Raw genomic sequence first — 26977 nt, forward strand, 5'->3', positions numbered from 1 at the left:
GGGGCCGCTGCAATCGACGTCGCACGACGCTCGCGCGCTGGGCCGCGACGCCTACTCTTCGCGGCGGGCCCCGGGACGGTTCCAGCCGCCTGCGCGGCTTCAGCGACGGCGTCCGTATCGCGTGCCGTTACGGCCTTGACGGCAGTGAGCGGTGCGCCGCGTTCGGGCGCCTGCTTGACCGCCTGCGCGGGCTCCACCGGCTGCTTGGGCGCCCGCTTGCGCGGCGCATTGCGGCGGCGCGGTTTCTTGTCGGTCGGCGGAGGCGGCTGGTCGGTCATCGAGAGGCGGTCTTCTTGCGCTTGCGACTGGGTGTCGGCGCGGGCGCGACAGCTTGATCGCGTGCGAGCAACGGCGCAAGGAAGCGGCCGGTATGCGAATGCGGCATGGCGGCAATGTCTTCCGGCGTTCCGCAGCCCAGGATCATGCCGCCGCGATGTCCGCCCTCCGGCCCGAGGTCGATCACCCAGTCCGCCGTCTTGATGACGTCGAGGTTGTGCTCGATCACCACCACCGTGTTGCCGTCGTCGCGCAGGCGATGCAGCACGCCGAGCAGTTGCTCGATGTCCGCGAAGTGCAGGCCGGTCGTCGGCTCGTCGAGGATGTAGAGCGTGCGGCCGGTGTCGCGGCGCGACAGTTCCTTCGACAGTTTGACGCGCTGTGCCTCGCCGCCCGAAAGCGTGGTGGCGGGCTGCCCCAGCTTTACGTAGGTCAACCCGACATCCATCAGCGTTTCGAGCTTGCGCGAAATCGACGGGATCGCCTCGAACAGGGGCAACGCATCCTCGATGGTCATTTCGAGGATGTCGTTGATGTTGTAGCCCTTGTAACGGATCTCGAGCGTCTCGCGGTTGTAGCGCTTGCCCTGGCAGACGTCGCACGGCACGTAGACGTCGGGCAGGAAATGCATCTCGACCTTGATCAGCCCATCGCCCTGGCAGGCCTCGCAGCGGCCGCCCTTGACGTTGAAGCTGAAACGCCCCGGCGCGTAGCCGCGCGCACGCGATTCCGGCACCTGCGCGAACAGCTCGCGCAGCGGCGTGAACAGACCCGTGTAGGTGGCGGGATTGCTGCGCGGCGTCCGACCGATCGGCGACTGGTCGATGTCGACCACCTTGTCCCACAGCTCGATGTTCTCGTAGCTGTCGTGCGGCGCGGGCGACATCGACGCGCCGTTCAACTCGTTCGCGGCGATCGCATACAGCGTGTCGTTGATCAGCGTCGACTTGCCCGATCCCGACACGCCGGTGATGCAGGTAAGAAGACTCCCGGGAATCTCGAGGTCGACGTTGCGCAGGTCGTTGCCCTTCGCGCCCTTGAGGCGGAAGGTCATCGCCTTGTCGGCCTTGTGGCGCTTGGCGGGCATCTCGATCCGGCGCGCGCCGCTGAGGAACTGGCCGGTAATCGACGCCGGGTTCGACATGACGTCCTGCGGCGTTCCCTGCGCGACGATCCTGCCGCCATGCACGCCCGCGCCGGGGCCGATGTCGACCACGTAATCGGCGAGCCGGATTGCGTCCTCGTCGTGCTCGACCACGATCACCGTGTTGCCGAGTTCACGCAGGCGAGTCAGCGTTCCGAGCAGGCGCTCGTTGTCGCGTTGGTGCAGCCCGATCGACGGCTCGTCGAGTACGTACATCACGCCCACGAGGCCCGCGCCGATCTGCGATGCGAGGCGGATGCGCTGCGCTTCGCCACCCGACAGCGTGTCCGCTTTGCGTTCCAGCGTGAGGTAGTCGAGGCCCACGTCGACGAGGAACGTGAGCCGCTCGGCGATTTCCTTGACGATCTTGGTGGCGATTTCGCCGCGCCAGCCGGGCAGGGACAGCCCGCCGAAGAACTCGAGCGCCTCGTCGATCGGCAGCACGGCGATCTGCGCGACCGAGTGCTCGCCGACGAACACGTTACGCGCCGAGCGGTTGAGCCGCGCGCCGCCGCACTCGGTGCACGGCCGCTCACTGATGTACTTCGACAATTCCTCGCGAACGGCCTGCGACTCGGTCTCGCGATAGCGACGCTCGAGGTTCGGGATCACGCCCTCGAAGCGGTGGCGACGCTGGAAACGGCCGCCCGAATCGTTGACGTAGGTGAACGTCACCGCGTCCTTGCCGCTGCCGAACAGCACGGCCTCCCGCGCCGTGTCGCTCAGCGAGTTCCAGGCCGCATCGACATCGAATTGATAGTGCCGCGCGAGTGATTGCACCAGCTGGAAGTAGTACGTATTTCGACGATCCCAGCCGCGCACGGCGCCCGCGGACAGCGAAAGGTCCGGATGCACGACGACGCGTGCCGGGTCGAAGAACTGGCTCATGCCGAGGCCGTCGCACGTGGGGCACGCGCCGACCGGCGAATTGAACGAGAACAGGCGCGGCTCGAGTTCGGGCAACGAGTAATCGCACACCGGGCAGCTGTACTTCGCGGAGAACAGCAGCGGGGCGGCGCCATCGTTGTCGAGCGACTGCACCTGCGCCATGCCGTCGCCCAGCTTGACCGCGGTCTCGAACGATTCGGCGAGCCGCTGTTTCATGTCGTCGCGCGGACGGAAGCGGTCGATCACCGCCTCGATCGTGTGCTTCACGCGCAGCGAAAGTTTCGGTACCTCGTCGATCTCGTACAACGTGCCGTCGACGCGCGCGCGCACGAAACCCTGCGCGCGCAGCTGGTCGAAGACCTGCGCATGCTCGCCCTTGCGCTCGCGCACGACGGGAGCCAGCAGCATGTACCGCTGCTCCGGATCGAGCGCCAACGCCTGGTCGACCATCTGGCTGATGGTCTGCGCCTCGAGCGGGTAGCCATGCTCCGGGCAGCGCGGAATGCCGACGCGCGCGAACAGAAGGCGCAGGTAGTCGTAGATCTCCGTGATCGTGCCGACCGTCGATCGCGGGTTGTGCGACGTGGACTTCTGCTCGATCGATATCGCCGGTGACAGACCCTCGATGTGGTCCACATCCGGCTTTTCCATCACCGACAGGAACTGCCTCGCGTACGCCGACAGCGACTCCACGTAGCGACGCTGGCCTTCGGCATAGATCGTGTCGAACGCCAGCGACGACTTGCCGGAGCCCGACAGGCCGGTGATCACGATCAGCTTGTCGCGGGGCAGGTCGAGGTCGACGTTCTTCAGGTTGTGCGTCCGCGCGCCGCGGATGCGGATGAATTCCATCGCCATCGGGTAAATCCTGGGGGTGGGGGACCGCCGGCACCGCGGCGAACAGGAGAGCGTATCGGGAGCCGGACCCGCGGACAATTTCGCCGTGGCGCCGGGAACGGGCCCCAAGCGGCACTCATTGGAATCCCGGGCGGCTGAACAGGGAGCGTGCGTGACGGCTGTCTCGTGCGGTGAGACCTGCCTGCCCCACGCCGGGCGTGAAGGGCCCGTTGCGGTAACTCGTTGAGTCGCCTAGAATTCCGCTTCTGTCCGCGCCCGTTCCGGCGGCAGCGACCACAATAACTACAGAGGAAGATGGTCATGTACGCAGTACTGGTCACCGGTGGCAAGCAATACCGGGTGATGGAAGGCGAGACGCTTCGCGTCGAGCTGCTGGAGGCCGACGCCGACAGCGAAATCACCTTCGACAACATCCTGATGCTTGGCGGCAGCGACGGCGTGAAGCTCGGCGACGCGCTCAAGGGCGCACTGGTTCGTGCCAAGGTCGTTGGCCACGGCCGCGCCGACAAGATCAAGATCGTCAAGTTCCGCCGCCGCAAGCACCATCGCAAGCAGATGGGCCATCGGCAGCATTACACCGAAATCCAGATCACCGGCATCGCTGCCGGCGACAAGAAGTAAGGAGCAGCCGTCATGGCACATAAAAAGGGCGTAGGTTCCAGCCGCAACGGCCGCGACTCGAATCCGAAGTACCTCGGCGTCAAGATTTTCGGCGGCCAGGCGATCGACGCGGGCAACATCATCGTGCGTCAGCGCGGCACCCAGTTCCATCCGGGTCCGGGCGTCGGCCTTGGTCGCGACCACACGCTGTTCGCGCTGGTGAACGGCAAGGTGGAGTTCTCGGTCAAGGGCGCGCAGCGCCGTCGCACTGTCAGCGTCGTCGACGCCGGCTGATCGTCTACCGACTTAGCGACGAGCCCCGCTTAGGCGGGGCTTTTCGTTTCCGGACCCGGGGCCCGGGGAGCGCGCCGGCGTTCGCGGCCCGGAGATTTCCTGCGGTTCTGTAAAGTGACATTTCCGCGTTCACCGCGGCGCAACCGATCAATCATCGAAGCAGACATGAAACTCGTCGACGAAGCCGAAATCCAGGTCATCGCAGGTAACGGCGGAAACGGCTGCATCGGCTTCCGTCGCGAAAAATTCATCCCCCTCGGTGGCCCCGACGGCGGTGACGGCGGCGCCGGTGGCAGCGTGTGGTTGCTCGCCGACGAGAACCTCAACACGCTTGTCGACTTCCGCCACCAGCGCATGTTCAAGGCGCAGCGAGGCGAGAACGGGATGGGGCGCCAGATGTACGGCAAGGCCGGCGACGACCTGGTCATCACCGTGCCGGTCGGGACGGTCGTCACCAACGTCGATACCGACGAGGTGATCGGCGACTTGACCCGCCACGGCGAACGCCTGCTTGTTGCGCAGGGCGGCAAGGGCGGCCTCGGCAACATGCATTTCAAGAGCTCGGTCAACCGCACGCCGCGCAAGGCGCTGCCGGGCCTGCCGGGTGAAGAGCGCGCGCTCAAGCTCGAGCTCAAGCTGCTGGCCGACGTCGGCTTGCTCGGGTTCCCGAACGCGGGCAAGAGCACCTTCATCCGTGCCGTATCCGCGGCGACCCCGAAGGTGGCGGACTATCCGTTCACGACGCTGTATCCGAATCTCGGCGTTGTCAGCGTCGAGCAGTACCGCAGCTTCGTGATCGCCGACATCCCGGGCCTCATCGAGGGCGCGGCCGACGGTGCGGGCCTTGGCGCGCAATTCCTGCGCCACCTGCAGCGCACCCGCCTGTTGCTCCATCTGGTCGACATCGCGCCGATGGAAGGTGGCGTGGAAGGTGTTTCGCCCGTCGAGCAGGTCCGCGCGATCGAGCACGAACTTGGCAAGCACGACCCCGAGCTGCTCGCGAAGCCGCGCTGGCTGGTTCTCAACAAGGCCGACCTCCTGCTGGAGGAAGAACAGCAGGACGCCGCGCGCGCGATCATCGACGAGCTCGGCTGGAAGGACCGCTGGTATCTGGTGTCCGCAATCAGCCGGGAAGGCACGTGGCCGATCATGAAAGACGTCATGGCGTTCTTTGACCGGCAGCGCGAGGACGCCGAAGAGGCGCGCGCCGAGCGCGATGCGGCGGCCAAGAACGCGCCAGACGCCGACGACGCCGGCGCGGCCTGACACCCGGCGCCATGTCGGCCTCGTCTTCCACGGTGCGGGCGTTCATGCCGGCCACGTCACGGGCGATGCGACCGCGCTCGTCCGCCCGCAAACCCGTCGCCACGCGGGCACAAAAAAACCCGGCCTGGGCCGGGTTTTTTCAGAACGTCGAGCGCGTATCAGGCGGCGGTCTTCAGCGCCTTGATGCGGGCATTCAGGCGGCTCTTGTGGCGCGCAGCCTTGTTCTTGTGGATCAGGCCGCGCGAGCTGAAACGGTCCAGAAGCGGCTGCGCGGAGGCGAACGCGGCTTCGGCGCCCGGGGCGTCGTTGGAGTTGAGGGCCTTGAGCACCTTTTTGACGGCAGTACGGAGCATCGAACGCTGGCTGGCGTTGCGCATATTCCGGACGATCGTCTGCTTGGCGCGCTTTTTGGCGGACTTGATGTTGGCCACGGCGGTTTCCTGGAAGTCTTGATAGAGCGGCTGTCCGGGAGACAGCACGGTAGGGAGAGGGAATTGGGTACAGACAGACCGGAAAGTATGGCGGTTTCAATGGGTTGCGTCAACGGAATGTGGAGGCGCCGTCTGTGACCAAGCCGAAGATGATGCGTGGCCTCCTGTCGTTCAGCAGCATGACGATGGTCAGTCGCGTGCTCGGACTGGTCCGGGATATCGCGTTCAACCACACGTTCCAGCCCGGGGCGGCCACGGACGCGTTCTGGGTGGCGTTCCGCATCCCGAATTTCATGCGCCGCCTGTTCGCCGAAGGTTCGTTCTCGACGGCGTTCGTCCCGGTTTTCACCGAGGTCAAGGAAACGCGGCCGCATGCGGACCTGCGCGAGCTGATGTCGCGCGTCGCCGGCACGCTCGGCGGCGTGCTGATGGTGCTCACCGCGCTCGGCCTGATTTTCACCCCGCAGGTCGCCTGGCTGTTCGCGGGCAGTTCGGCAGACAAATTCGGGCTGACGACCGAGCTTCTGCGCCTGACGTTCCCCTTCATCCTTTTCATCTCGCTGACGGCGCTGGCCGGCGGCGCACTCAACAGCTTCAACCGCTTCGGGTTGCCGGCGCTGACCCCCGTCATCCTCAACCTCTGCATGATCGCCGGCGCGTTGTGGCTGGCGCCGAGGCTCGAGGTGCCGATCCTGGCGATGGGCTGGGCGGTGCTGTTCGCCGGCCTGCTGCAGCTGGTGTTCCAGCTGCCGTCGCTGCACACCATCGACCTGCTGACGTTTCCGCGCTGGGGCTGGAGCCATCCGGATGTCCGCAAGGTGATGCGCCTGATGGTGCCGACGCTGTTCGGCTCGTCGATCGCGCAGGTGAACCTGCTGCTGGATACCGCGATCGCCGCGCGTCTGTACGTCGGCTCGCAGACGTGGCTTTCGCAGGCGGACCGTTTCCTGGAGCTGCCGCTCGGTGTGTTCGGCATCGCGCTGGGCACGGTGATCCTGCCCACGCTTTCGCGCCACCACGTCAAGACCGACCACGAGGGCTTTTCGCGCGCGCTCGACTGGGGCCTGCGCACGACGCTGCTGATCTCCGCGCCGGCGATGATCGGACTCATGCTGTTGTCCCAGCCGCTGGTCGCCACGCTGTTCCAGCACGGCGCGTTCAAGGCGATCGACACGCGCATGACCGCGATGTCCGTGGTCGGCCTCAGTTTCGGGTTGCCGGCATTCGCGCTGGTCAAGATCGTGCTGCCCGCGTTCTACGCGCGGCAGGACACGAAAACGCCGGTCCGGGCCGGCGTCGCGTCGCTGGTCGCCAACATGGTGCTCAACGTGTTGTTCCTCGTCGTGCTTTACCAGCTGTGGACGTCCGCGGACTCGCGCGCGCACGGCGTCTGGTTCGCGCTCGCGCACACTCGGGGCCTGCACCTCGCACTCGGCCTCGCCAGTGCCATGGCCAGCTACCTCAACCTGATCCTGCTGTGGCGCTGGCTGCGCAAGGCCGGTGTCTACGACCAGCAACCGGGCTGGGCGGGCTTTTCGGGTCGGTTGGGACTGGCCTGCCTGGTCATGGCGGCCGCCGTCGGGTTTGGGCTCTGGTGGGCGCCGGACTTCACCGTCGTGTCGACCGCGCGCCGGATCATCTGGCTCGGCGTACTCGTCGGCGGCGGTGTGTTCGTTTATCTCGCCGCGCTGTTCGCCATGGGCTTCCGGCCGCGCGACCTGCGCGAGCACTGAGCCGGCCCCGCGCACGCGCACCGATATACTCCCGCGAATGAGCAGGCTTTTCAGAGACGTCGACCGCGCGATGCAGGCATCGCCGGGCTGCGTTGCCTGCGTTGGCGCGTTTGACGGACTGCATCTCGGTCATCAGGCGCTGGTGCGCCGCGCGGTCGACGATGCGCTCGCGCGCGAGGTGCGCGCCGTCGCGATCACCTTCGATCCGTTGCCACGCGAGTTCTTTTCGCGTGGCGCGGTATCGCCGCGGCTCATGTCGACCCGTACCCGCATCGAGCGGTTGTTCGCCCTTGGCATCGACGATGTGTTGTTGCTGCGTTTCGACGCGCGGCTCAGCGGCATGGAGGCGGCGGACTTCGTTTCGCGGGTGCTTGTCGACGCGTTGCGTGTCGAATCGCTGTGGGTTGGCCCCGACTTCCGGTTCGGTCGCGCGCGCGCAGGCGACATCGACCTGCTGCGCAACGCGGGCGCGCGGCATGGCTTCCAAGCCGACGCGATCGACCCCGTCGCCGCGAGCGGCGAGCGCATTTCGAGCACGCGCATTCGCGATGCACTTGCCGCTGGCGATTTCCAACTCGCTGCGCGGCTGCTCGGGCGCCCTTACCGGATCGAAGGCCGCGTCGTGCGCGGCCGGCAGCTCGGTCGCACGCTCCGGTATCCGACCGCGAACCTGCGCTTGCCGGCGGGCACGCCGCCGCTGACCGGCATTTTCGCGACGCGCGTGCACGGCCTCTCGCCCACGCCACTCGACGCCGTGTCGAGTCTCGGCACGCGCCCGACCGTGGGCGGCATTGAACCGCTGCTCGAAACCCATATATTCGATTTCGATGCGGACATCTACGCGCGCCGCATCGGCATCGAATTCGTCGAGAAACTGCGCGACGAAGTGAAATTCGACGGACTTCCCGCCCTCGTCGCCCAGATGGACCGCGATGCGGACCAGGCGCGGCAGGTTCTCGCCCCTTTGAATTCCCGACGGACCGCCTGATCCCGTGACCGACCGCGAGACCCCCGAAACCAACCCCTACAGGGCCACGCTGCACCTTCCGGCCACGGATTTCCCGATGCGCGGGGACCTGCCCAAGCGCGAGCCGCTCACGCTCGCGCGGTGGGAGGAGCAGGGGCTATACGCGCAGATCCGCCGCGAAGTTGGCGGCCGTGAGCGCTCGTTCGTTCTGCACGACGGTCCGCCGTATGCGAACGGCTCGATCCACATCGGCCACGCGGTCAACAAGGTGCTCAAGGACATCGTGGTGAAGTCGAAGCTGCTGTCGGGCTACGACGCGCCTTACGTCCCGGGCTGGGACTGCCACGGACTGCCCATCGAAGTCGCCGTCGAAAAGAAGCATGGAAAGGTCGGCGACAAGCTCGACGCGGCGCAGTTCCGGCAGAAGTGCCGCGAATATGCCGCCGAGCAGATCGACGTGCAGCGTCGGGACTTCAAGCGACTGGGCATCCTGGGCGACTGGGAAAACCCGTACCGCACGATGGACTTCCGCTACGAGGCGGACATGCTGCGGTCGCTCGCGAAGATCGTCGAACGCGGCCACCTGCTGCGTGGCGCCAAGCCGGTGCACTGGTGTTTCGATTGCGCGTCCGCGCTCGCCGAAGCCGAGATCGAATACGCCGACAAGACGTCCCCTGCGATCGACGTCGCGTACGCCGCGCGTGATCCGCAGGCGCTCGCGCGCCTGTTCGGCGCGGACATCGGCGCGGGCGTGGACGTCGCCGTGCCGATCTGGACGACGACCCCGTGGACGCTTCCGGCGAGCCTCGCGGTTTCCGTCGGGCCGGAGCTCGACTATTCGCTCGTCGAAGGCCCCGCCGGCGCGAACGGCCGTCGGCTGCTGGTGCTCGCGACCGCGCTCGTCGAGCGGGCGCTGAAGCGCTACGGCGTCGACGACGTGCAGGTGCTTGGAACGTCGCCGGGCGTGGCGATGGAAGGCGTCGTGCTTGCGCATCCCTTCTACGCTCGCGACATCCCGTTGCTGCTGGGAGATCACGTGTCGGCCGAGGAGGGTACCGGTGCGGTACACACCGCGCCCGGCCACGGCCAGGAAGACTTCGCCGTCAGCCAGAAATACGGGCTGATCGAGAAATACAGCGCCGCCGAAATGAACCCGGTGGACTCGCGCGGCCGCTACCTGCCGGGCACGCCCGCGGCGAATGGCGTCGATATTGCTGGAGTGCACATCTGGAAGGCGAACGATCTGCTGGTCGACGCGGTGCGTGGCGTCGGCGCGCTCCTGTCGGCGCATCCGGTGTCGCACAGCTATCCGCATTGCTGGCGCCACAAGACGCCGGTGATCTTCCGCGCCACGCCGCAGTGGTTCATCTCGATGGAGCAGGCCGGCCTCAGGCGCGATGCGCTCGCAGCCATCGGACACGTCGGCTGGGTTCCGGAATGGGGCGAAGCACGAATCGCCGGCATGATCGACGGCCGCCCGGACTGGTGCATCAGCCGCCAGCGCACGTGGGGTGTCCCGATTGCGTTGTTCATCCATCGCATCACGGGCGAGCCGCATCCGCGCTCGCCCGAGCTCATGCGGCAGGTGGCGACGCGCGTGGAAGCGGCGGGCGTGGATGCCTGGTACGACTGCGATGCGCGCGAACTCCTCGGCGACGAAGCGGGGGATTACGACAAGGTCACCGACATCCTCGATGTCTGGTTCGATTCCGGCGTCACGCACGAATGCGTGCTGGCGCAGCGTCCGGAGGATGGGCTTCGCAAGCCTGCCGACCTGTACCTCGAGGGTTCGGACCAGCATCGCGGCTGGTTCCAGTCGTCATTGCTGACCGGCGTCGCGATGGACGGCGTCGCGCCGTTCCGCCAGGTGCTCACGCATGGCTTCACGGTCGATGCGCAGGGCAAGAAGATGTCGAAGTCGATCGGCAATACGGTCGAGCCGCAGAAAGTCATCGCGCAGATGGGCGCCGACGTACTGCGGCTGTGGATCGCGTCCACCGACTATCGCAACGAGATGTCGGTCTCCGACGAGATCCTCAAGCGCAGCGGCGACGTATACCGGCGCCTGCGCAATACCGCGCGTTTCCTGCTGGGCAACCTGGACGGGTTCGATCCTCTGGTCGACCTGCAGCCGCTCGATTCGATGGTGGCGATCGACCGCTGGATCGTGCATCGCGCATTCGAGTTGCAGCAGAAGCTGGAGGCCGCCTACGCGCGCTACGACTTCGCCGAGATCGTGCAGTCGCTCGCGAACTTCTGCAGCGTGGACCTGGGATCGCTGTATCTCGACGTCACCAAGGACCGGCTCTACACCATGCCGAAGCAGTCCGCGGGGCGCCGCTCCGCCCAGACCGCGATGTATCACCTGGCCGAAGCGTTCGCGCGATGGATCGCTCCGATCCTCAACTTCACCGCCGACGAGATGTGGGCATTCCTGCCGGCCGCCACGCCCTCTGGTCCGAGGCCCGCGAACGTGCTGCTCGCAACCTGGTACGACGGCCTGGCGCCGCTGCCGGCCGATGCCGCCCTGGGCGTCGATCGTTTCGATGCGCTGCTGGCGCTACGTGAACGCGTGAGCCGCGAGTTGGAGCCGATGCGCGCCGCGGGCGACATTGGCGCTGCCCTCGAGGCCGAGATCCGCATCGCGGCGAAGCCCGACGAAGCCGGCTGGCTCCGCGACCTGCAGGACGAACTGCGTTTCCTGTTCATCAGCGGCGATGTGACGGTCGTCGAAGGCGAGGGCGAAGTCGGCGCGCGACCTACCGAAAAATCCAAATGCGCACGCTGTTGGCACTACCGGTCGGACGTGGGCGTCAGCGCCGCGCATCCACAGCTGTGTAGCCGCTGCGTGGTGAACATCGATGGCGCGGGCGAAACGCGCCGCTGGTTCTGACACGCACCGCGCTGTCGATAGGGGAGTTCCGATGCGTCATCCGATCCGATCCAATGCGCTCGCCTGGCTGCTGCTGTCGGCCGCCGTCGTCGCCATCGACCAGCTTTCCAAGGCCTGGGTGCTGCGCACCTTGCCCGAGTTCACGCCGGTCACCGTGATTCCGGGGTTCTGGAACTGGTTCCGCACGTACAACACGGGCGCCGCGTTCAGCCTGCTGAGCGACGCCGGCGGCTGGCAGAAGTGGCTGTTCCTGCTGTTCGCCGTGGTGATCAGCGGCGTGCTTTCGGCCTGGCTGGCGCGTACCCCGCGCAGCGACTGGCGAACCGCCGCTCCGTACGCCCTGGTGATCGGCGGAGCGGTCGGCAACGTGATCGACCGGCTGGTCCACGGGCACGTCATCGATTTCATCCAGTGGCACGTGGGCCAGCACTTCTGGCCGTCGTTCAACGTGGCCGACTCGGCAATCGTCGGCGGCGTGGTCGGGATCGTGCTGGCAGGCCTGTTGCCGGCGCGTCAGGCGCGCACCTCGCGCCGGGCGTAGCATTCGCGCATGGAAATCCTTCTCGCCAACCCGCGCGGCTTCTGCGCGGGCGTCGACCGCGCTATCGAGATCGTCAAGCGCGCGATCGAACTGCTGGGCGCTCCGATCTACGTGCGCCACGAGGTCGTGCACAACCGCTTCGTCGTCGACGACCTGCGCCAGCGGGGCGCCGTGTTCGTCGAGGAGCTGGACGAGGTGCCGGATGGCGCCACCGTCATATTCAGCGCGCACGGCGTTTCGCAGGCGGTCCGGCTGGAAGCCGCGCGGCGCGGCCTCAAGGTATTCGACGCGACGTGCCCGCTGGTGACCAAGGTGCACCTTGAAGTTGCGCGCCACTGCCGGGCCGGGCGCGACGTCGTCCTGATCGGGCACGAGGGTCATCCCGAGGTGGAAGGCACGATGGGCCAATGGCTGCGCGAGGGCGCGACGGGCCGCATCTACCTGGTCGAGGACGAGGAAGACGTGGCGCGCCTGCACGTCATGCAGCCCGAAAACCTCGCCTACACCACGCAAACGACGCTCTCCGTGGATGACACGCAGGCGGTCATCGCCGCGCTGCGCGCCAAGTTCCCGGCCCTGCATGGGCCGCGGAACGACGACATCTGCTACGCCACGCAGAACCGGCAGGATGCCGTGCGCGAGCTCGCGACGCGCTGCGACCTGGTGCTGGTGGTCGGATCGGTCAACAGCTCAAATTCCAACCGCCTGCGCGAGCTGGCGGAGCGGCAGGGTGTGCAGGCATATCTCATCGACGGCGCCGAGGAGATCGACCCGTCATGGGTGGCCGGGACGACGCGGGTCGGCGTCACGGCCGGGGCGTCCGCGCCCGACGTGCTCGTACGCGGCGTGATCGATCGGCTCCTCGCGCTGGGCGCGAATTCTGTAGCCGAACTCGACGGTGAACCCGAGTCGATGGTGTTCGCACTGCCGAAGGCGCTGCGCCTGCAACTGGTTGATTGACAACGCCGGCGTTGACCTGTGCGCCACGCCTGCCTAGAATCCCGCCTCTTGCCGCACGCCGGCAGGACGCCGGAATAGCTCAGTTGGTAGAGCGGCGCATTCGTAATGCGTAGGTCGTAGGTTCGATTCCTATTTCCGGCACCAAATCGAAGGGCTTGCAGTGCGTTCGCGCTGCAAGCCCTTTTCTTTTGCGCCAGCGGCCTCGAGGCCCGGCGCTCGGCGAGGGGGCGTTCGTTACCCCGCCGACACCTGCCGCATGTACCGCCCGAGCGCGTCGTCAAGCGTCGGCAACGGAAACGCCCGGTGACTGCCGAGGGCGCTGTAGCGCGGGCGGGCCGCCGCCAGCTGGGCGCGCAGGTCCGTGCAGACCTCCAGCCGGCTGTGATCGACATTCGCCATCCGGGCCGCGCGCAACGCGAGGTCCGCCCACGTCACTTCGCCTGTGTTCGTCAGGTGCCAGATCCCGGCTGCCCGGTCGATCAGCAGGTCGAGGCACGCGTTGACGAGGTCGGGGACATAGGTGGGCGAAACCGTCATGTCCTCGGACACCTGGAACGGTTTGCCGCTGCGCAGCGTTCGCAGCGCGATCGTGATGAAGTTGTGCGCGTCCCACGGACCGAAAAACGAGCTCGTGCGGACGACCAGCGCATCCGGATGGCGGTCGAGGACGAGCCTCTCGGCGCGCGCCTTGCTCTCGCCGTAGATGTTGAGCGGGCGCGTGGAGTCCGACTCGACGTAGGGCGCATCGTTCTCGCCGTCGAACACCATGTCGGACGAAAACGTCACCAGCGGCAGCCGGTGGCGCGCGCACACGGCCGCGAGGTTCGCCGGACCCTGCGAATTTTCGAGGAAGCAGCGCTCGGCGTCCTGCTCGGCGTCATCGACCCGCACGTAGCCGGCCGTGTTGATCACCGCCCACGGCCGGTACGTGTCCATCGCGCGTTCGATGGAGTCCGGATCGGTGATGTCCATCTCGGCGCGCGTCAACACGCGGCAGTTCAGGTCCCGCTGCCCGCATACCAGGGCGAACGCGCGCCCGAGCGTGCCGGTGGCGCCGGTGACGAGCAGCGGCGCGGAGTTCGTGCCGGTGCGGGGCCGCAGCGGAAAGTCGACGTCCGTCAGCAGGGCCGGCTGGGTGCGCACGTGGCGTCCCGGCCGCTTCCACCAGCCGGTGCCGCTCAATAGAGGGTGGTCCGGCAGGGCCCCCTTGGCGAGGTCCTTCATCATCCAGGCGATCGCCGTCGGGCGCGGCTCGCCGCTGCGCACGTCGAACGCGCCGGGCTCGTAGTAGCCGCGGCACTCGGTCAACAGGCAGTTCCAGTCGAACAGGCCCAGAAGGCCCCAGATCGTCACGGCACGGACGTCGACGCCGTCGCCGCGCAGTTTCTCGGCGGCGGCCCATGTTTCCGCGATCCAGCGCAGCTGGTCCTCGCGCGTCGCGTCGATGTGGACCTCGGTCACCGCGATCGGGAGGTGGTAACGCTCCCAGGTCTCACGGATCAGTGGACCGATGCCCCCGGTCGGATGCTTGAGCGCGCGCGCCGCCTCGATGTCGGCGTAGCGGTGGATGTGGTTGCCACCCCAGTATTCCTCGGGGTACTTCGCAAGTTCCTCGTCGAGGAAGCGTTCGCTGGTTATGTAGTGGTTGACGCCGATGATGTCGGGCGGGCACGCGTTCTGCTGGAACCACAGCAGTTCGTCACGCGTCGCTTCGCCGACGGTGGTCAGCCACGCCCATAGCGGATGCGCTTCGTCGACGAGCCCGCACAGCAGATCCCAGCCCAGCCAGCGCAGCTGGTTGTTGAGGTCGGCCTGGTACTGCAACAGCGGCGTGCTGTACACCTTGCCGATGTCGTCGGTCTGGACCAGACGCGCAACAGGATTGACCCTGCGGATCGCACGCATCGCAAGCACGATGCCGCGACACTGGTTGAACAGCGCGTCCTTGAACGTGCGCTCGTCACGGCCGTGCGGATACCACACGCCGTAAAGCCCGCTGAAGCGCGCAGTGGTCAGCGGCTCGTTGACCGGCGTGTAGTACTCGACCCAGGGGTAACGCGCGGCGACGGCGCCCGCGTACTCGGCGAGCTCGGTCGCGAATGCCGGGTCGACGAGACTGGTGTGCATCGGACCACTGCCGTGATGCACGAGGCCGACGATCGGCTCGATCCCCGCATCACGCAACTCGCCCAGGCGCGCGTCCGGCCACGACCAGTCGGCCGTCTCCAGCCCCTCCGGTGCGATCTGCTCCCACAACACCGGGTAGCGGATTGCCTGCATGCCCAACCCGGCGAAACGCTCGATGTCGCCGGCACGCGTGGTATGCGCGCTGCGATCGAGCTGCCGGGTATAGCTGTCGCCAACCCGGCAGATCGTGCATTCCAGCCCGCCCCAGAGCTGCAGCTTCGTGTTGTCCAGCATCATGCCGAGGGCGGGTCCATTCAGCGGCGGGCGGCGATCAGCGGCGTTGCCTGCGGGTGCGACATCGCCGCGGCCAGTTCCGGCGGAACCGGCATGGAGGTCTCGCCCATCTTCTCGAGGATGTAGTCGACCGACTTCAACGCGGCGCCGACGCACTGGTCCATGTTGTAGTACCGGTACTGTGCGAGGCGACCGACGAAGGTCACGTCCTGCTCCTGCTCGGCGAGCGCTTCGTAGCGCTTGAAGAGCAGCTCGTTTTCGGGGCGCGGCACCGGGTAGTAGGGGTCGCCCTCCGCCGTCGGGAACTCGCGCACGAGCGACGTGCCGGAATGCTGCTGGCCCGTCAGGTGCTTGAACTCGGTCGTGCGCGTGTACTCGTAGTCGTTCGGGAAGTTGACCGTGCCGACCGACTGGTACCACTCGGTGTCGGCCAGGTGTTCGTGCTCGAAGCGCAGCGAGCGATACGGCAGCTTGCCGTAGCAGTAGGCATAGAACGCGTCGAGCGGCCCCGTGTAGACGGTATGCGTGGCTTCCACGCGCTCGCGGAACTCGAAGTAATCCACGCCCAGCTCGACCTTGATCGACGGGTGGTCGAGCATGCTCTCGAACATCTTGGTGTAGCCCTGCGCGGGCATTTTCTGGAACTTGTCGGTGAAGTAGCGATCGTCGCGGTCCGTGCGGGTCGGCACGCGCGCGGCGACGGCGGCATTCAGTTCGGACGGATCGAGGCCCCACTGCTTCTGCGTGTATCCGCGGAAGAACTTCTCGTACAGATCCTGGCCGACGGCGTTGATCACCACGTCCTCGGAGGTGCGGATCTTTTCGCGCGGCTCGCGCACGGAATCGTAGAAGCCCTGGATCGTGGTCTCGTCCAGGTCCATGCCGTACAGCGCATTGACCGTGTCGATGTTGATCGGGATCGGTACGAACTTTTCTTCGACCTTGGCGAGCACGCGGTGCTCGTACGGACGCCACGCGGTGAACTGCGTCAGGTATTCGGCGATGCGGTCCGCGTTGGTGTGGAAGATGTGCGGCCCGTACGGGTGGATCAGGATGCCGTGCTGGTCCTTGCGGTCATAGGCGTTGCCGCCGATATGCTCGCGCTTGTCGATAACCAGTACCTCATAGCCGCGCTCGGCGAGCTGGCGTGCTACGACGGAACCCGAAAAGCCCGCGCCTACGATCAATACGTCTGTTTTCATCTGGAACTCCTGTCAGGCGGCGGCTTGTGCGCTGACGTCGGCCCAGAGGGCCTGCTGCACGTCACAACGCATGGATTCGACGGTGGCATCCCAGCTGGCGCCTTCGGCGCGCTCGATGCCCTGGGCGAGCAAAGCGGCGTCCGGGTCGCGCCAGGCGCGCTCGACCGCATCGATGAACTCGTCCTGCGAGTACGCGACGCTGACGATCGGCGTGAAGTTGCGCACCACGTCCGCGACCGCCGTCGACACGATCGGCTTGCCGGCCGCCATGTATTCGAGAGTCTTGGTGGGATTGATGTACCGGGTGGCTTCGTTCAGTGCGAACGGCATCAGGCAGACGTCGAAGCCCTTGACGATGGACGGCAGGTCTTCATAGCGCTGCTGGCCGAGCCAATGGATGTTCGAGTGCTTGGGCAGCTCTTCCGGGTCTACCTTCACCACCGGCCCGGCCATGATCACGGATGCCTCGGGGAAACGCTCGGCGAGCGCGGCGATCAGCTCGTAGTCGAGGCGTTCGTCGATCACGCCGAAATAGCCGAAACGCGGCCCAGGCGTCGCGGCGACGGCGGCGGGAATCTCCGTCGTCGTGTCACGCGCCTTGCCGTAATGCCCGACGTCGACGCCGCATCCGTAGAAGTGCACGTTGCCGTGATGCTTGGACTTCGATTCGAACAGCTGGTAGCCGCCGGTGAACACCACGCCCGCGTTCGCCATCACCAGGCGCTCGCGGTCGCCGATGTCCGGCGGCGCGAACCGGAAGTTCGCCAGTTCGTCCATGCAGTCGTACACGACGCCGACGGCGCCGAGCTGGCCCATGTAGCCGGGTGCAGGCATCGGCGAGTAGAACCATTGCACGGCATTGACGAACTTTCCCGCGAGCAGCGGGTGCTCGCGCAGCGCCTGCCGGATCTGCGGAAGGAAGATCTCCGCGTCGAGGTCCGCGTCCACGGCCATCGATCGCGGGATCTGCGGAATGACGCGCACGAGGTTGGGATACGGCTCATCGATGGCCAGTCGCGGCTCGCCGTCAGCGATCACCGGGTCTTCGATGAAGAGGATCCGATGGTCCTTAGCCAGCCGCGAAAAGATCTGCTGCGGTCGCTGCCAGACGAAATCCCAGCGAAGGTGGCAGTGCACGATGATCGGGAAATCCGCACGGGCGTCGTTCCCACACGCGTTCGCGGCTGCGAAGGCGGCGGCATCCGACGGGCTGTGCGCGGCGTCGTCCCTGGTCGCAGCGTCATTGCCGATACCGAGCGAATTTCTTTCCTTTGACATGGCGCTCTCACTGAATTGGTTAAATATGAGTCTTGGGTGAACGGCATCTTGAACAAGTGAAATCACAAACCGAATCGACATCGATGACGACGCTGGCGGATGCATCGCGCTTCTGCGACGCCGACGCTTACCCGCGGCCGCAATTGCGCCGTGCCGATTGGCGTTCGCTCGACGGCCCTTGGCGGTTCGCCTACGACGACGAGAAGCGCTATTCGCATCCCCACGAGATCGAGCAATGGCCACTACGGATTGAAGTTCCGTATCCGATCGAATCGGAAGCCAGCGGGATCGGAGATCGCGGGTTTCACAAAGCTTGCTGGTATCAACGTGATTTCGACGTGGAGGCAACAGGCGACGCGCGCGTGATACTCCATTTCGGCGCCGTGGATTACGCCGCGAAGGTCTGGGTCAACGGGCATTACGTGATGAGTCACGAAGGCGGGCACACGCCGTTCCAGGCCGATATCACGCAGGCGCTGAATGCTTCAGGGGCCCAGGTGGTCACGGTTCGCGTCGAGGACGACCCTCACGAGTTGAACAAGCCACGCGGCAAACAGGACTGGCAGCTCGAGCCTCATTCGATCTGGTATCCGCGAACCACGGGCATCTGGCAGACCGTCTGGATCGAGACGGTGGCCCGTACGTACGTTCAGAAGATCCGCTGGACGCCGCATGTCGAGGGCTTCGCGCTGACGTTCGAGGCACGCATCGTCGGCGACGCGCTCGACGGGCTCGCCATGGAAGTTCAGGTCCGCCACAAGGATCGCCTGCTTGCGGACGACCGCTACATGGTGATCGAGGGCGAAGTCGACCGTCGCATCATCCTGTCCGATCCGGGCATCGACGACTTCCGCAACGAGCTCCTGTGGAGCCCCGAGAGGCCGCAGCTGCTCGATGCCACGATCCGGCTGAAACGCGGCGACGTGGTCCTCGACGAAGTGCGTTCGTATACGGCATTGCGATCTGTTGGCGTGCTGCGTGACCGCTTCATGCTCAACGGAAGGCCCTATCTGCTCAAGCTGGTGCTGGACCAGGGTTACTGGCCCGACACGCTGCTTGCCGCGCCGAGCGACGCAGCGCTGCGCCACGACGTCGAGCTGGCGAAGGCGATGGGTTTCAACGGCGTGCGCAAGCACCAGAAGATCGAGAGCCCCCGATATCTCTACTGGGCCGACCGCCTCGGGTTGCTCGTGTGGGAAGAGATGCCATCGTCATACCGGTTCACCCGGACCGCGATCAAACGGATGATCAAGGAGTGGGGCGAGGCGATCGATCGCGATTTCAGCCATCCCTGCATCATCACGTGGGTGCCGTTCAACGAGTCCTGGGGCGTGCCGGAGCTCACCACGGTCGGCGCGCACCAGCATGCGGTCGCCGCGCTCTACCACCTGACGAAGACGCTCGACCCCACGCGGCCCGTGATCGGAAACGACGGCTGGGAGAGCAGCGACACCGACATCATCGGCATCCACGACTACGACGCGAACGTCGACCACATCCGCCAGCGTTACGGGCCGGAGGTCACGACCGAACAGTTGTTCGACCGTCGACGGCCCGGCGGTCGGATCCTCACGCTCGACGGGCATCCGCATCGCGGGCAACCGGTGATGCTCACCGAGTTCGGCGGTATCGCGTTCGACACGCGGCCGCGCAAGCCGAGCGATGTGGATGGCGAAACCTCGGAAATCTGGGGCTATTCGGTGGCCGAGGCGGCGGACGAGTTCGCCCGCAAGTTCCACGACCTGATCGAAACCGTCACCTACACCGCGCTGTTCAGCGGCTACTGCTACACCCAGTTCGCCGACACGTTCCAGGAAGCGAACGGGTTGTTGACGGAGGATCGGGTGCCGAAGATTCCGATCGAACAGATCCGCAAGGCGGTGGGCATGTCTCGCACGCATATCCAGGGCGCCGCCTGATGCATGTGCTGGCGCTGACCAAGCCCGATGGCCGCGCGCTTACGCTGTATGCGCAGGCGCCGCTTCAGGGCATTGCCGACGCGCCCAGCCCGTTCCAGGAACCGCTGGGGCGCAGCCCGCACCTGCGTCGCCATCCCCTGCGCGGCGAATGGATCACGTACGCCGCCTACCGGCAGGACCGCACGTTCCTGCCGCCGCCGGAGTACAACCCGCTTGCGGTCACGGTCGACCCGCGGTTGCCCACCGAGCTGCCGCAAGGCAATTGGGACATCGCGGTATTCGACAACCGGTTCCCGTCGCTGAGCCTGGACGCCGACGAGGTGCCGGAGTCCATCGTCGACACGGCGCCCGGAACGGGCAAGTGCGAGGTGGTGGTCTTCGCGCAGGATCGGCTGACGTCGCTTTCGCGTCTTCCAGTCGCGCACATCGACCTGCTCCTGCAGGTGTGGGCCGATCGAACGGCCGAGCTCGGCGCGATCGACAGCATCCACTACGTGCTGCCGTTCGAAAACCGCGGTGCCGAAGTGGGCGTCACGCTGCATCACCCCCACGGGCAGATCTACGCCTACCCGACGGTGCCGCCGGTGCCCGCGCGCATGCAGGAGATCGCGTCGGCGCATTACGAGGCGAACGGGCGCGGGGTCCTGCAGGACCACATCGCGAAGGAGATCGAGGACGGCCAGCGCATCCTCTACCTCGGCGAGCACGCGGTGGCGTTCGTGCCCGCGGCGGCGAGGTATCCGTACGAGGTGTGGATCGCGACGATCGCACCGGTGGCCACGTTCTGCGATCTCGACGAGGCCCAGCGCGTCGATCTGGCGCGCGCGCTCAAGACCGTGCTGATGAAATACGACGCGCTCTGGGATCGGCCTTTCCCGTACCTGATGGCCTGGTACCAGGCACCCACGGACGGCCGACCGCATCCCGAGTCGCACCTTCATGCCGAGATCTATCCGCCGTACCGCACGCGCGACCGCCTCAAATACCTTGCCGGCACCGAGATCGCGGCCGGATGGTTCGCGATGGACGCGCTACCCGAGGACAAGGCGCAGGAGCTCCAGCGCATCGACGTGGATATCGACTCATGAGTTTCCTCGATATCTTCGGCGTTGAGCCGACCGTGGTCGCGACCGCGCCGGGGCGGGTGAACCTGCTCGGTGAACACACCGACTACAACGACGGTTTCGTGCTCCCGACGGCGATCCCGCAGTCGACGACCGTCTCGCTGCGCCCGAACCAGGCCGGCGACTTCGTGCTGCATGCGGCAGACCTCGCAAGCGAGTCCCGGTTCGGGCGCGACACCAAGCCGGGCGATCACTTCGCGTCCTATGTCTACGGCTGCATTCGCGGTGTCATGGCGCTCGGTGCCGAGGTTCCCTATCTCGACCTGTACGTGCACTCGGACGTGCCGATGGGCGTCGGGTTGTCGTCGAGTGCCGCACTCGAGGTGGCCACGCTGCGCGCGCTGCGGGAATTGTTGTCTCTGGACATCGACGACGTGCAGATCGCGCGGATGGCGCAACGTGCCGAGATCGATTTTGCGGGCGTCAACTGCGGAATCATGGATCAGATGGCGTCCAGCCTCGCCGACGAAACGCACATGCTGTTCCTGGATACGCGCACGCTCGAACGCCGGCTCGTTCCGCGGCCAGCGGATACGGAGTTGCTGGTCGTCGATTCCGGGCTCAGCCGGTCGCTGGCCGCCAGCGCGTACAACACGCGCCGCAGCGAGTGCGAAGCGGCGGCCCGGATGCTCGGGGTTCCCGCGCTGCGCGACGTGGACGCCGCGGATCGCGTCGAATCATTGGATGAGCCGCATCGTCGCCGTGCCCGCCACGTCGTCACCGAAAACGCGCGCGTGCTACGTGCCGTGGCGGGTGTCGACGCCGGGACGTTCGGACGACTGATGAACGAATCGCATGCGAGCCTGCGCGACGACTACGAGGTGTCCGTGCCCGAGCTTGACCGGCTCGTTTCGCTGTTGCAGGCGCACCCCTCCGTTTACGGCGCGCGCCTGACCGGCGCCGGCTTCGGCGGTGCATGCGTCGCGCTTTGCCGTGCGGGCGAGGCTGCGCGCGCAGGGAAAGACGTGGTTGCGCAATACGGCGCGCGCGCACAGGTTCTGGTGCCACAACAGGGGATGCACGCATGAGTACGCACGAGCAGGCACGGGAGACTCCGGCCGCGACGTCGACGTCGGGCACGCAACCCGACGCTACCGTCGCGCCGCGCATCCACACGATGGCCGCCGGTGAGCTGGTCGCCGTGTTCCGGCCGGAGCAGGGCATGCTCTGCACCTCGCTGAAGCATCGAGGCGAGGAGATCCTTCGCCGCGTCGACGAAATGGAAGAGGCGCTGGCGACCGGGATGTCGATCGGCGTGCCGCTCAACTATCCGTGGGCGAATCGCCTGCGCGCGCCGAACTACGATTTCGACGGCAAGGAAGTCGAGCTCGATCCCGCGTCGCCGTGGCTCATGAAGGACTGGAACGGCGTGATCATCCATGGCGTTCCGTGGACGAAGCTCGACTGGCGTGTGGAAGAAGCGACCGATCGCCGCCTTCACAGTCGGCTGAAGTGGAATCGCCCGGAGCTGCTCGACGTGTTCCCGTTCGAGCACGAGGTGGAAATGACCGCCACGCTCGATGGCCTCGGCCTCACCATCGAGACTGCCGTGCTGGCGACGGCCGGCACGCGCGTGCCGGTGAGCTTCGGCTTCCATCCCTATATCGGGCTGCCGGGCATGCATCGCGAGCAATGGCAGCTCAGCCTGCCGTCGATGCAGGGCATCGTGCTGGACGAACGCCTGTTGCCGATCGGGGAGCGCACCAACCTTCCCGCGTACCAGGGGCCGCTGGCGGACCTCGACTTCGACCATGGCTTCGCGTTCACCACGGCCAGCCCGACGATGTCGATCTCGGGGAACGGGCGGCGGATCAGTGTCGATTTCCTCGAGAATTTCCCGTTCGCGCAGATCTACGCGCCGCCCGGTCATGACTACATCTCGCTCGAGCCGATGACAGCGCCCGCGGATGCATTGAGAAGCCACGTCGGTCTGCGGGAAGTCGCGCCCGGGGAGCGATTCGCCGCGACGTTCCGTCTGCGCGTGGAGCCGACTGAGAACGCGCTGCACTGATCTGCCAGACCGGCGCGTCGGGCGCGGATAGGCCCGGAGGTTGCGTCCCGTGCACGCCGGTCTTACCCGCTGCGACCTCCGGCGTTTACCCTGCACCGACCACGGAGATGTTCGATGATCGGGAAGTCGGGGAAAGCCAGCGCGCGTCGCACCACCGCCTATGTGTGTTCGGACTGCGGCTCCGAGCACAACAAGTGGCAGGGACAGTGCACGGACTGTGGGCTGTGGAACACGCTAAGCGAAATCGCGCTCGAATCGCCCGTGCCCGGGAAATCGGGCGTGGCGCAGAGCCGTCGCAGCGGCTGGGCAGGCAAGATCGATCCGCCGGCGATCACCGCCCTGAAGGACGTCAGCGTTTCCGCGGAGTCGCGCGAAAGTACGGGCATCGGCGAACTCGACCGGGTGCTGGGCGGTGGCCTGGTGCTGGGTTCTGTCGTGCTCGTGGGCGGCGATCCCGGCATCGGCAAATCGACGCTGCTGCTACAGGCGACTGCCCTGATGGCGCAGTCGGTGCCGGGCCTCTACGTCACCGGCGAGGAATCGCTGGCCCAGGTTGCCGGCCGCGCCGTACGGCTGGGCCTGCCGGTGGAAGGCGTTCATGCGCTTGCGGAGACCTGCATCGAACGCATCTTGGAACAGGCGGCGCCGATGGGCCCTCGCCTGATCGTCGCCGACTCCATCCAGACGCTCTGGACCGAAACGCTCACTGCCGCGCCGGGCTCGGTGAGCCAGGTGCGCGAGAGCGCCGCGCGCCTGGTGCGCTATGCGAAGGAAACCGGCACGGCTGTGTTCCTGGTTGGCCATGTAACCAAGGAAGGCGGAATCGCCGGACCGCGCGTTCTGGAGCACATGGTGGACGCCGTCCTGTATTTCGAGGGCGAGTCGGGCAGCCGGTTCCGGGTGCTGCGCGCCTTCAAGAACCGCTTCGGCGCCGTCAACGAGCTGGGCGTGTTCGCGATGGCCGACAAGGGCCTACGCGAAGTGCCGAACCCGTCGGCGATCTTCCTGTCCGGCAGCCGCGAGGCGCAGCCGGGCAGCTGCGTGATGGTGACACGCGAAGGCACGCGTCCGTTGATGGTCGAGGTGCAGGCACTGGTCGATCACTCGCCGCTTTCGAATCCGCGCCGCGTTGCGGTGGGCATGGAAGGCAACCGGTTGGCGATGCTGCTGGCGGTGCTGCATCGCCACGGCGGTGTCGCCGTCGGCGACCAGGACGTCTTCGTCAACGTCGTCGGCGGCATCCGCGTGCAGGAAACCGCGGTTGACCTGCCGCTGCTGCTCGCGGTGCTGTCATCGCTGCGCGACCGGCCGCTCGGCGACATGACCGTGGCGTTCGGTGAGGTTGGCCTGTCGGGCGAAATACGCCCAGTGCCGAACGGCGAGGAGCGCCTGAAGGAGGCGGCGACGCACGGCTTCAAGCGCGCGATCGTGCCGAAGGCCAATGCACCGAAGTCGGGCAGGGTGGCGGGGATGGAAGTGATCGCGGTGGAGCGTCTCGCAGACGCACTCGAACACGCCTGACGCCGTCTCGACAACACGTCGAAAAAAACCGGCGTTCGCCGGCTTTTCTTCGTCAGTGCCCGCCCGCCGCCGCGGGCCCGGCCTTCGCCGAGAATGGCGGCTTGGCGATCCACACAAACAGGATCACCACCAGGAACACGATGCCCAGCACATGGAAGATCTCGTTGAAGCCGATCTGCACGGCCTGCTGCGAAATCATCCGCTCGAGCACGAACGCGCCCTTCTGCAGGTCGCCCTGACCCAGCTGCTGGACCGTCTGCCGGATGGCAGGGTTGTAGGCGTCGATGTGTTCGGTGAGCTGCGCGTGGTGCACGGTGGTGCGCTGGTTCCACGCCCAGGTCGTGAGTGATGCCGCGAAGCTGCCGCCGAGCGTTCGCACGAACGTGGCCAAACCGGAGCCCGCCGCGATCTCCTGCGGTTCGAGGTCCGACAGCAGGATCGTTAGCACGGGCATGAAGAACAGCGCGACTCCCAACCCCTGCCACAGCTGCACCATCGCGACCCGGTGGAAGTCGACGTCGAGCGTGAAGCCGGAGCGTATGAAACTGGTGGCCGCCATCACGATGAAGGCGAAGCTCGCGATCACCCGAAGGTCGAAACGCGTAGCGTACTTGCCCACGAACGGCGTGAGGATCACCGGCAGGATGCCGATCGGTGCGCTGGCGAACCCCGCCCAGATCGCGGTGTACCCGAGGTTGCGCTGCAGCCAGAGCGGCACCAGCAGCCCCACGCTGAAGAACGCCGCATAGGCCATCACCATCGCCAATGTTCCCGCAGCGAAATTTCGATGTCGGAACAGCCGCAGGTTGACGATCGGGTCCTTCTCCGTGAGTTCCCAGATCAGGAACACGGCGAGCGAAATCACCGAGACGATGCCCAGCACGACGATGCGCGGCGAGTTGAACCAGTCCTCGTCATTGCCGAGGTCGAGCAGCGTCTGCAATGCACCCACGCCGAGCACCAGTGTGGCGAGGCCGACGTAATCCATCTTCGGCTTCTGCAGGCTGACGGGGCGCTCCTTGAGCTGCGCGCCGACCACGAAGCTGGAGAAGATGCCGATCGGGATGTTGATGTAGAAGATCCACTGCCAGCTGTAGTTGTCGGTGATCCAGCCGCCGAGGATCGGCCCGGCGATGGGCGCGACGACTGTCACCATCGCCAGCAACGCGATCGCCTGCCCGCGTTTGTTCGGTGGGTAGATCGAGATCAACAGCGCCTGCGTGACGGGATACATCGGCCCGGCGACGAAGCCTTGCAGCGCGCGCGCGACGACGAGGAATCCCATCGAGTTGGCGAGCCCGCAGAGCAGCGATGCCATGACGAACGCAAGCGTGGCCCACGTGAACAGCTTGACCTCGCCGAAGCGGCGCGTCATGTAGCCGGTCAACGGAAGCGCGATCGCGTTGCTCACCGCGAAGGACGTGATCACCCACGTCGCCTGGTTCGAGCTCGCGCCCAGGTTGCCGGCGATCGTCGGCAGCGAAACGTTCGCGATCGTCGTGTCGAGCACCTGCATGAACGATGCGAGCGCAAGCCCGATCGTCGCGAGCGCGAGGTTCGGTGGCCGGAAGCCTTGGGCGGTAGCGGGAGCAGCAGCCATGGATGCCTGTCGAGGTGCCGGTCAGTCGAACTGCCGGAAAACGATGCAAACGCCCGTGCGGTCGAGCACCGCGAACTCGCGCGAGCCCCACGGCCGTCGTCTCACGCGGGAATTGTCGGGATGCAGCAGGTCCGGGCGGCGCGTCGCGATGTCGGCGTGCAGCGTGTCGATCGCGTCGGTCTCGATCGCGAGTTCAGGACGATCACGTGCCGCGAACTCGGGGCTGGCGACCAGATAGGCCTTCGCACCGTATCGCTCCACGACGGCGAGGTCGCCGTCGCGATGCTTCACGTCGAAGCCGAGCCCGTCGACAAACAGGTCGAGCGCCTCGCTCAATGTGTCGAAGAACACCTTCGGCACCAGGCTGTAGCGCGTCGGCGCGTCCCCGCGCATGTCAGCCGCGGCGTCCGGACAGGTTCTGCCGGATGACGGCGTCGATGCGGTCCTGCGCGGCCTTGTCCTGCTGGTCGTACGCGCGTGTGGTCAGCAACGGCTTCTGCGGCGGCGCGCTTGCGAGCACCGGTCCGGTCTGGTCGTGCAGGTTGACGTCGGCGCTAATCGAAAGGCCGATTCGCAGCGGATGCTTCGCGATATCCGCGCCATCCACCGCGATGCGCACCGGCACGCGCTGCACGATCTTGATCCAGTTGCCGCTCGCGTTCTGCGCCGGCAACAGCGAGAACGCGCTACCCGTGCCGAGGCCGAGGCTCGACACGTGGCCGTTGAAGGTCACGCCCTTGCCGTACAGATCCGAATGCAGCTCGACCGGCTGCCCGATGTGCATGCGCGCCAGCTGCGTCTCCTTGAAGTTCGCTTCGACCCACACCTGCTCGAGCGGAATCACCGTCATCAGCGGCTGGCCCGGCTGCACGCGCTGGCCGAGCTGCACGCTGCGCTTGGCGACGTAGCCACCGACGGGCGCGACGATGCCGCCCCGTTGCATCCCGAGGTAGGCGGCGCGTAACTGCGATGCCGCGGCCTGGACCTGCGGCTGGTTCTGCACGGTCGTCGCATCCACCAGCGCCTGGTTGCGCGACAGGCTGCCGCGCG

The 26977-nt window shown here is 66.4% G+C and carries 21 protein-coding genes, 1 tRNA gene and 1 pseudogene; 14 read left to right on the forward strand and 9 right to left on the reverse strand.

Annotation, left to right across the window (positions count from 1 at the left end; genetic code table 11):
• Both FW784_RS14605 and uvrA read right to left on the reverse strand, forming a co-directional pair.
• The coding region (locus tag FW784_RS14605; RefSeq protein ID WP_205123552.1) for a hypothetical protein at positions 1-278 on the reverse strand (278 nt) is incomplete at its 3' end.
• Positions 275-3166, reverse strand: coding sequence for an excinuclease ABC subunit UvrA (uvrA, locus tag FW784_RS03255; RefSeq protein WP_149351932.1), 2892 nt, complete (start codon positions 3164-3166; stop codon positions 275-277). The genes uvrA and FW784_RS14605, both read right to left, overlap by 4 nt.
• A gap of 300 nt (positions 3167-3466) precedes the next feature.
• On the opposite strand from uvrA, the gene rplU reads away from it, so the two are divergent.
• The 3 genes from rplU to obgE all read left to right on the forward strand — a co-directional run bounded on the left by rplU (position 3467) and on the right by obgE (position 5326).
• A complete protein-coding gene (gene rplU / locus FW784_RS03260; RefSeq protein ID WP_149351933.1) occupies positions 3467-3787 on the forward strand; it encodes a 50S ribosomal protein L21 in 321 nt (106 codons plus the stop codon).
• Between the two features lie 12 nt (positions 3788-3799).
• Entirely contained in the window at positions 3800-4060 is a 261-nt protein-coding gene (gene rpmA, locus FW784_RS03265) for a 50S ribosomal protein L27 (protein ID WP_149351934.1), read from the forward strand.
• Between the two features lie 165 nt (positions 4061-4225).
• Positions 4226-5326: a GTPase ObgE gene (gene obgE / locus FW784_RS03270; RefSeq protein ID WP_149351935.1), complete on the forward strand. Its 1101-nt coding sequence runs from the start codon at positions 4226-4228 to the stop codon at positions 5324-5326.
• 158 nt (positions 5327-5484) lie between these two features.
• Here the strand turns inward: obgE and rpsT are convergent, their stop codons facing one another.
• Positions 5485-5757: a 30S ribosomal protein S20 gene (gene rpsT, locus FW784_RS03275; protein WP_149351936.1), complete on the reverse strand. Its 273-nt coding sequence runs from the start codon at positions 5755-5757 to the stop codon at positions 5485-5487.
• Positions 5758-5906: 149 nt separating this feature from the next.
• Here rpsT and murJ point away from each other — a divergent pair, with 149 nt between their 5' ends.
• The 6 genes from murJ to FW784_RS03305 all read left to right on the forward strand — a co-directional run bounded on the left by murJ (position 5907) and on the right by FW784_RS03305 (position 12995).
• A complete protein-coding gene (murJ, locus tag FW784_RS03280; RefSeq protein ID WP_187770655.1) occupies positions 5907-7490 on the forward strand; it encodes a murein biosynthesis integral membrane protein MurJ in 1584 nt (527 codons plus the stop codon).
• Positions 7491-7527: 37 nt separating this feature from the next.
• Positions 7528-8478, forward strand: a complete 951-nt coding sequence (locus FW784_RS03285) for a bifunctional riboflavin kinase/FAD synthetase (protein ID WP_149351938.1) — start codon at positions 7528-7530, stop codon at positions 8476-8478.
• A gap of 76 nt (positions 8479-8554) precedes the next feature.
• The gene (ileS, locus tag FW784_RS03290; RefSeq protein ID WP_235893554.1) at positions 8555-11350 is read left to right on the forward strand and encodes an isoleucine--tRNA ligase; all 2796 of its coding nucleotides are present in this window, start codon (positions 8555-8557) and stop codon (positions 11348-11350) included.
• Between the two features lie 31 nt (positions 11351-11381).
• Positions 11382-11891 (forward strand): signal peptidase II, encoded by a 510-nt coding sequence (gene lspA / locus FW784_RS03295; RefSeq protein ID WP_149351940.1) that lies wholly within the window; start codon positions 11382-11384, stop codon positions 11889-11891.
• Positions 11892-11900: 9 nt separating this feature from the next.
• Positions 11901-12851, forward strand: a complete 951-nt coding sequence (ispH, locus tag FW784_RS03300; RefSeq protein ID WP_149351941.1) for a 4-hydroxy-3-methylbut-2-enyl diphosphate reductase — start codon at positions 11901-11903, stop codon at positions 12849-12851.
• A gap of 68 nt (positions 12852-12919) precedes the next feature.
• A tRNA-Thr gene (locus tag FW784_RS03305) sits at positions 12920-12995 on the forward strand.
• Between the two features lie 90 nt (positions 12996-13085).
• Here FW784_RS03305 and FW784_RS03310 read toward each other — a convergent pair.
• From FW784_RS03310 to FW784_RS03320, 3 genes are read right to left on the reverse strand one after another with little or no spacing between them, the layout of a single operon-like run.
• Positions 13086-15272 (reverse strand): family 1 glycosylhydrolase, encoded by a 2187-nt coding sequence (locus FW784_RS03310; RefSeq protein WP_205123553.1) that lies wholly within the window; start codon positions 15270-15272, stop codon positions 13086-13088.
• A 20-nt stretch (positions 15273-15292) separates the two neighbouring features.
• Positions 15293-16474 (reverse strand): UDP-galactopyranose mutase, encoded by a 1182-nt coding sequence (glf, locus tag FW784_RS03315; RefSeq protein ID WP_149351943.1) that lies wholly within the window; start codon positions 16472-16474, stop codon positions 15293-15295.
• Between the two features lie 12 nt (positions 16475-16486).
• A complete protein-coding gene (locus FW784_RS03320; protein WP_187770653.1) occupies positions 16487-17752 on the reverse strand; it encodes a glycosyltransferase in 1266 nt (421 codons plus the stop codon).
• 83 nt (positions 17753-17835) lie between these two features.
• Between FW784_RS03320 and FW784_RS03325 the strand changes: the two genes are divergently transcribed.
• The 5 genes from FW784_RS03325 (at position 17836) to radA (ending at position 24327) form a co-directional block, all read left to right on the forward strand.
• Positions 17836-19671 (forward strand): glycoside hydrolase family 2 protein, encoded by a 1836-nt coding sequence (locus FW784_RS03325; protein WP_149351945.1) that lies wholly within the window; start codon positions 17836-17838, stop codon positions 19669-19671.
• Positions 19671-20759 carry a galactose-1-phosphate uridylyltransferase gene (galT, locus tag FW784_RS03330; RefSeq protein WP_149351946.1) on the forward strand — a complete coding sequence of 363 codons (1089 nt, stop codon included), beginning with the start codon at positions 19671-19673 and terminating at the stop codon, positions 20757-20759. Before FW784_RS03325 ends, galT begins: the two co-directional genes overlap by 1 nt.
• A complete protein-coding gene (gene galK / locus FW784_RS03335) occupies positions 20756-21823 on the forward strand; it encodes a galactokinase (RefSeq protein ID WP_149351947.1) in 1068 nt (355 codons plus the stop codon). Before galT ends, galK begins: the two co-directional genes overlap by 4 nt.
• Positions 21820-22806, forward strand: coding sequence for an aldose 1-epimerase (locus tag FW784_RS03340; RefSeq protein ID WP_187770654.1), 987 nt, complete (start codon positions 21820-21822; stop codon positions 22804-22806). The genes galK and FW784_RS03340 overlap by 4 nt, the downstream gene beginning before the upstream one ends.
• 114 nt (positions 22807-22920) lie before the next feature.
• Complete coding sequence (gene radA, locus FW784_RS03345) at positions 22921-24327, forward strand: DNA repair protein RadA (protein ID WP_149351949.1); 1407 nt, start codon at positions 22921-22923, stop codon at positions 24325-24327.
• Positions 24328-24379: 52 nt separating this feature from the next.
• On the opposite strand, the gene FW784_RS03350 is transcribed toward radA, so the two are convergent.
• The 3 genes and pseudogenes from FW784_RS03350 to FW784_RS03360 all read right to left on the reverse strand — a co-directional run.
• The gene (locus FW784_RS03350) at positions 24380-25927 is read right to left on the reverse strand and encodes a DHA2 family efflux MFS transporter permease subunit (protein ID WP_149351950.1); all 1548 of its coding nucleotides are present in this window, start codon (positions 25925-25927) and stop codon (positions 24380-24382) included.
• A 21-nt stretch (positions 25928-25948) separates the two neighbouring features.
• Positions 25949-26320 carry a VOC family protein gene (locus FW784_RS03355; RefSeq protein WP_149351951.1) on the reverse strand — a complete coding sequence of 124 codons (372 nt, stop codon included), beginning with the start codon at positions 26318-26320 and terminating at the stop codon, positions 25949-25951.
• Between the two features lies 1 nt (position 26321).
• Positions 26322-26977 (reverse strand): annotated as a pseudogene (locus FW784_RS03360) (hypothetical protein); the annotation flags it as partial.

Source organism: Cognatilysobacter lacus (assembly GCF_008274655.1).
GTDB classification, from domain to species: domain Bacteria; phylum Pseudomonadota; class Gammaproteobacteria; order Xanthomonadales; family Xanthomonadaceae; genus Cognatilysobacter; species Cognatilysobacter lacus.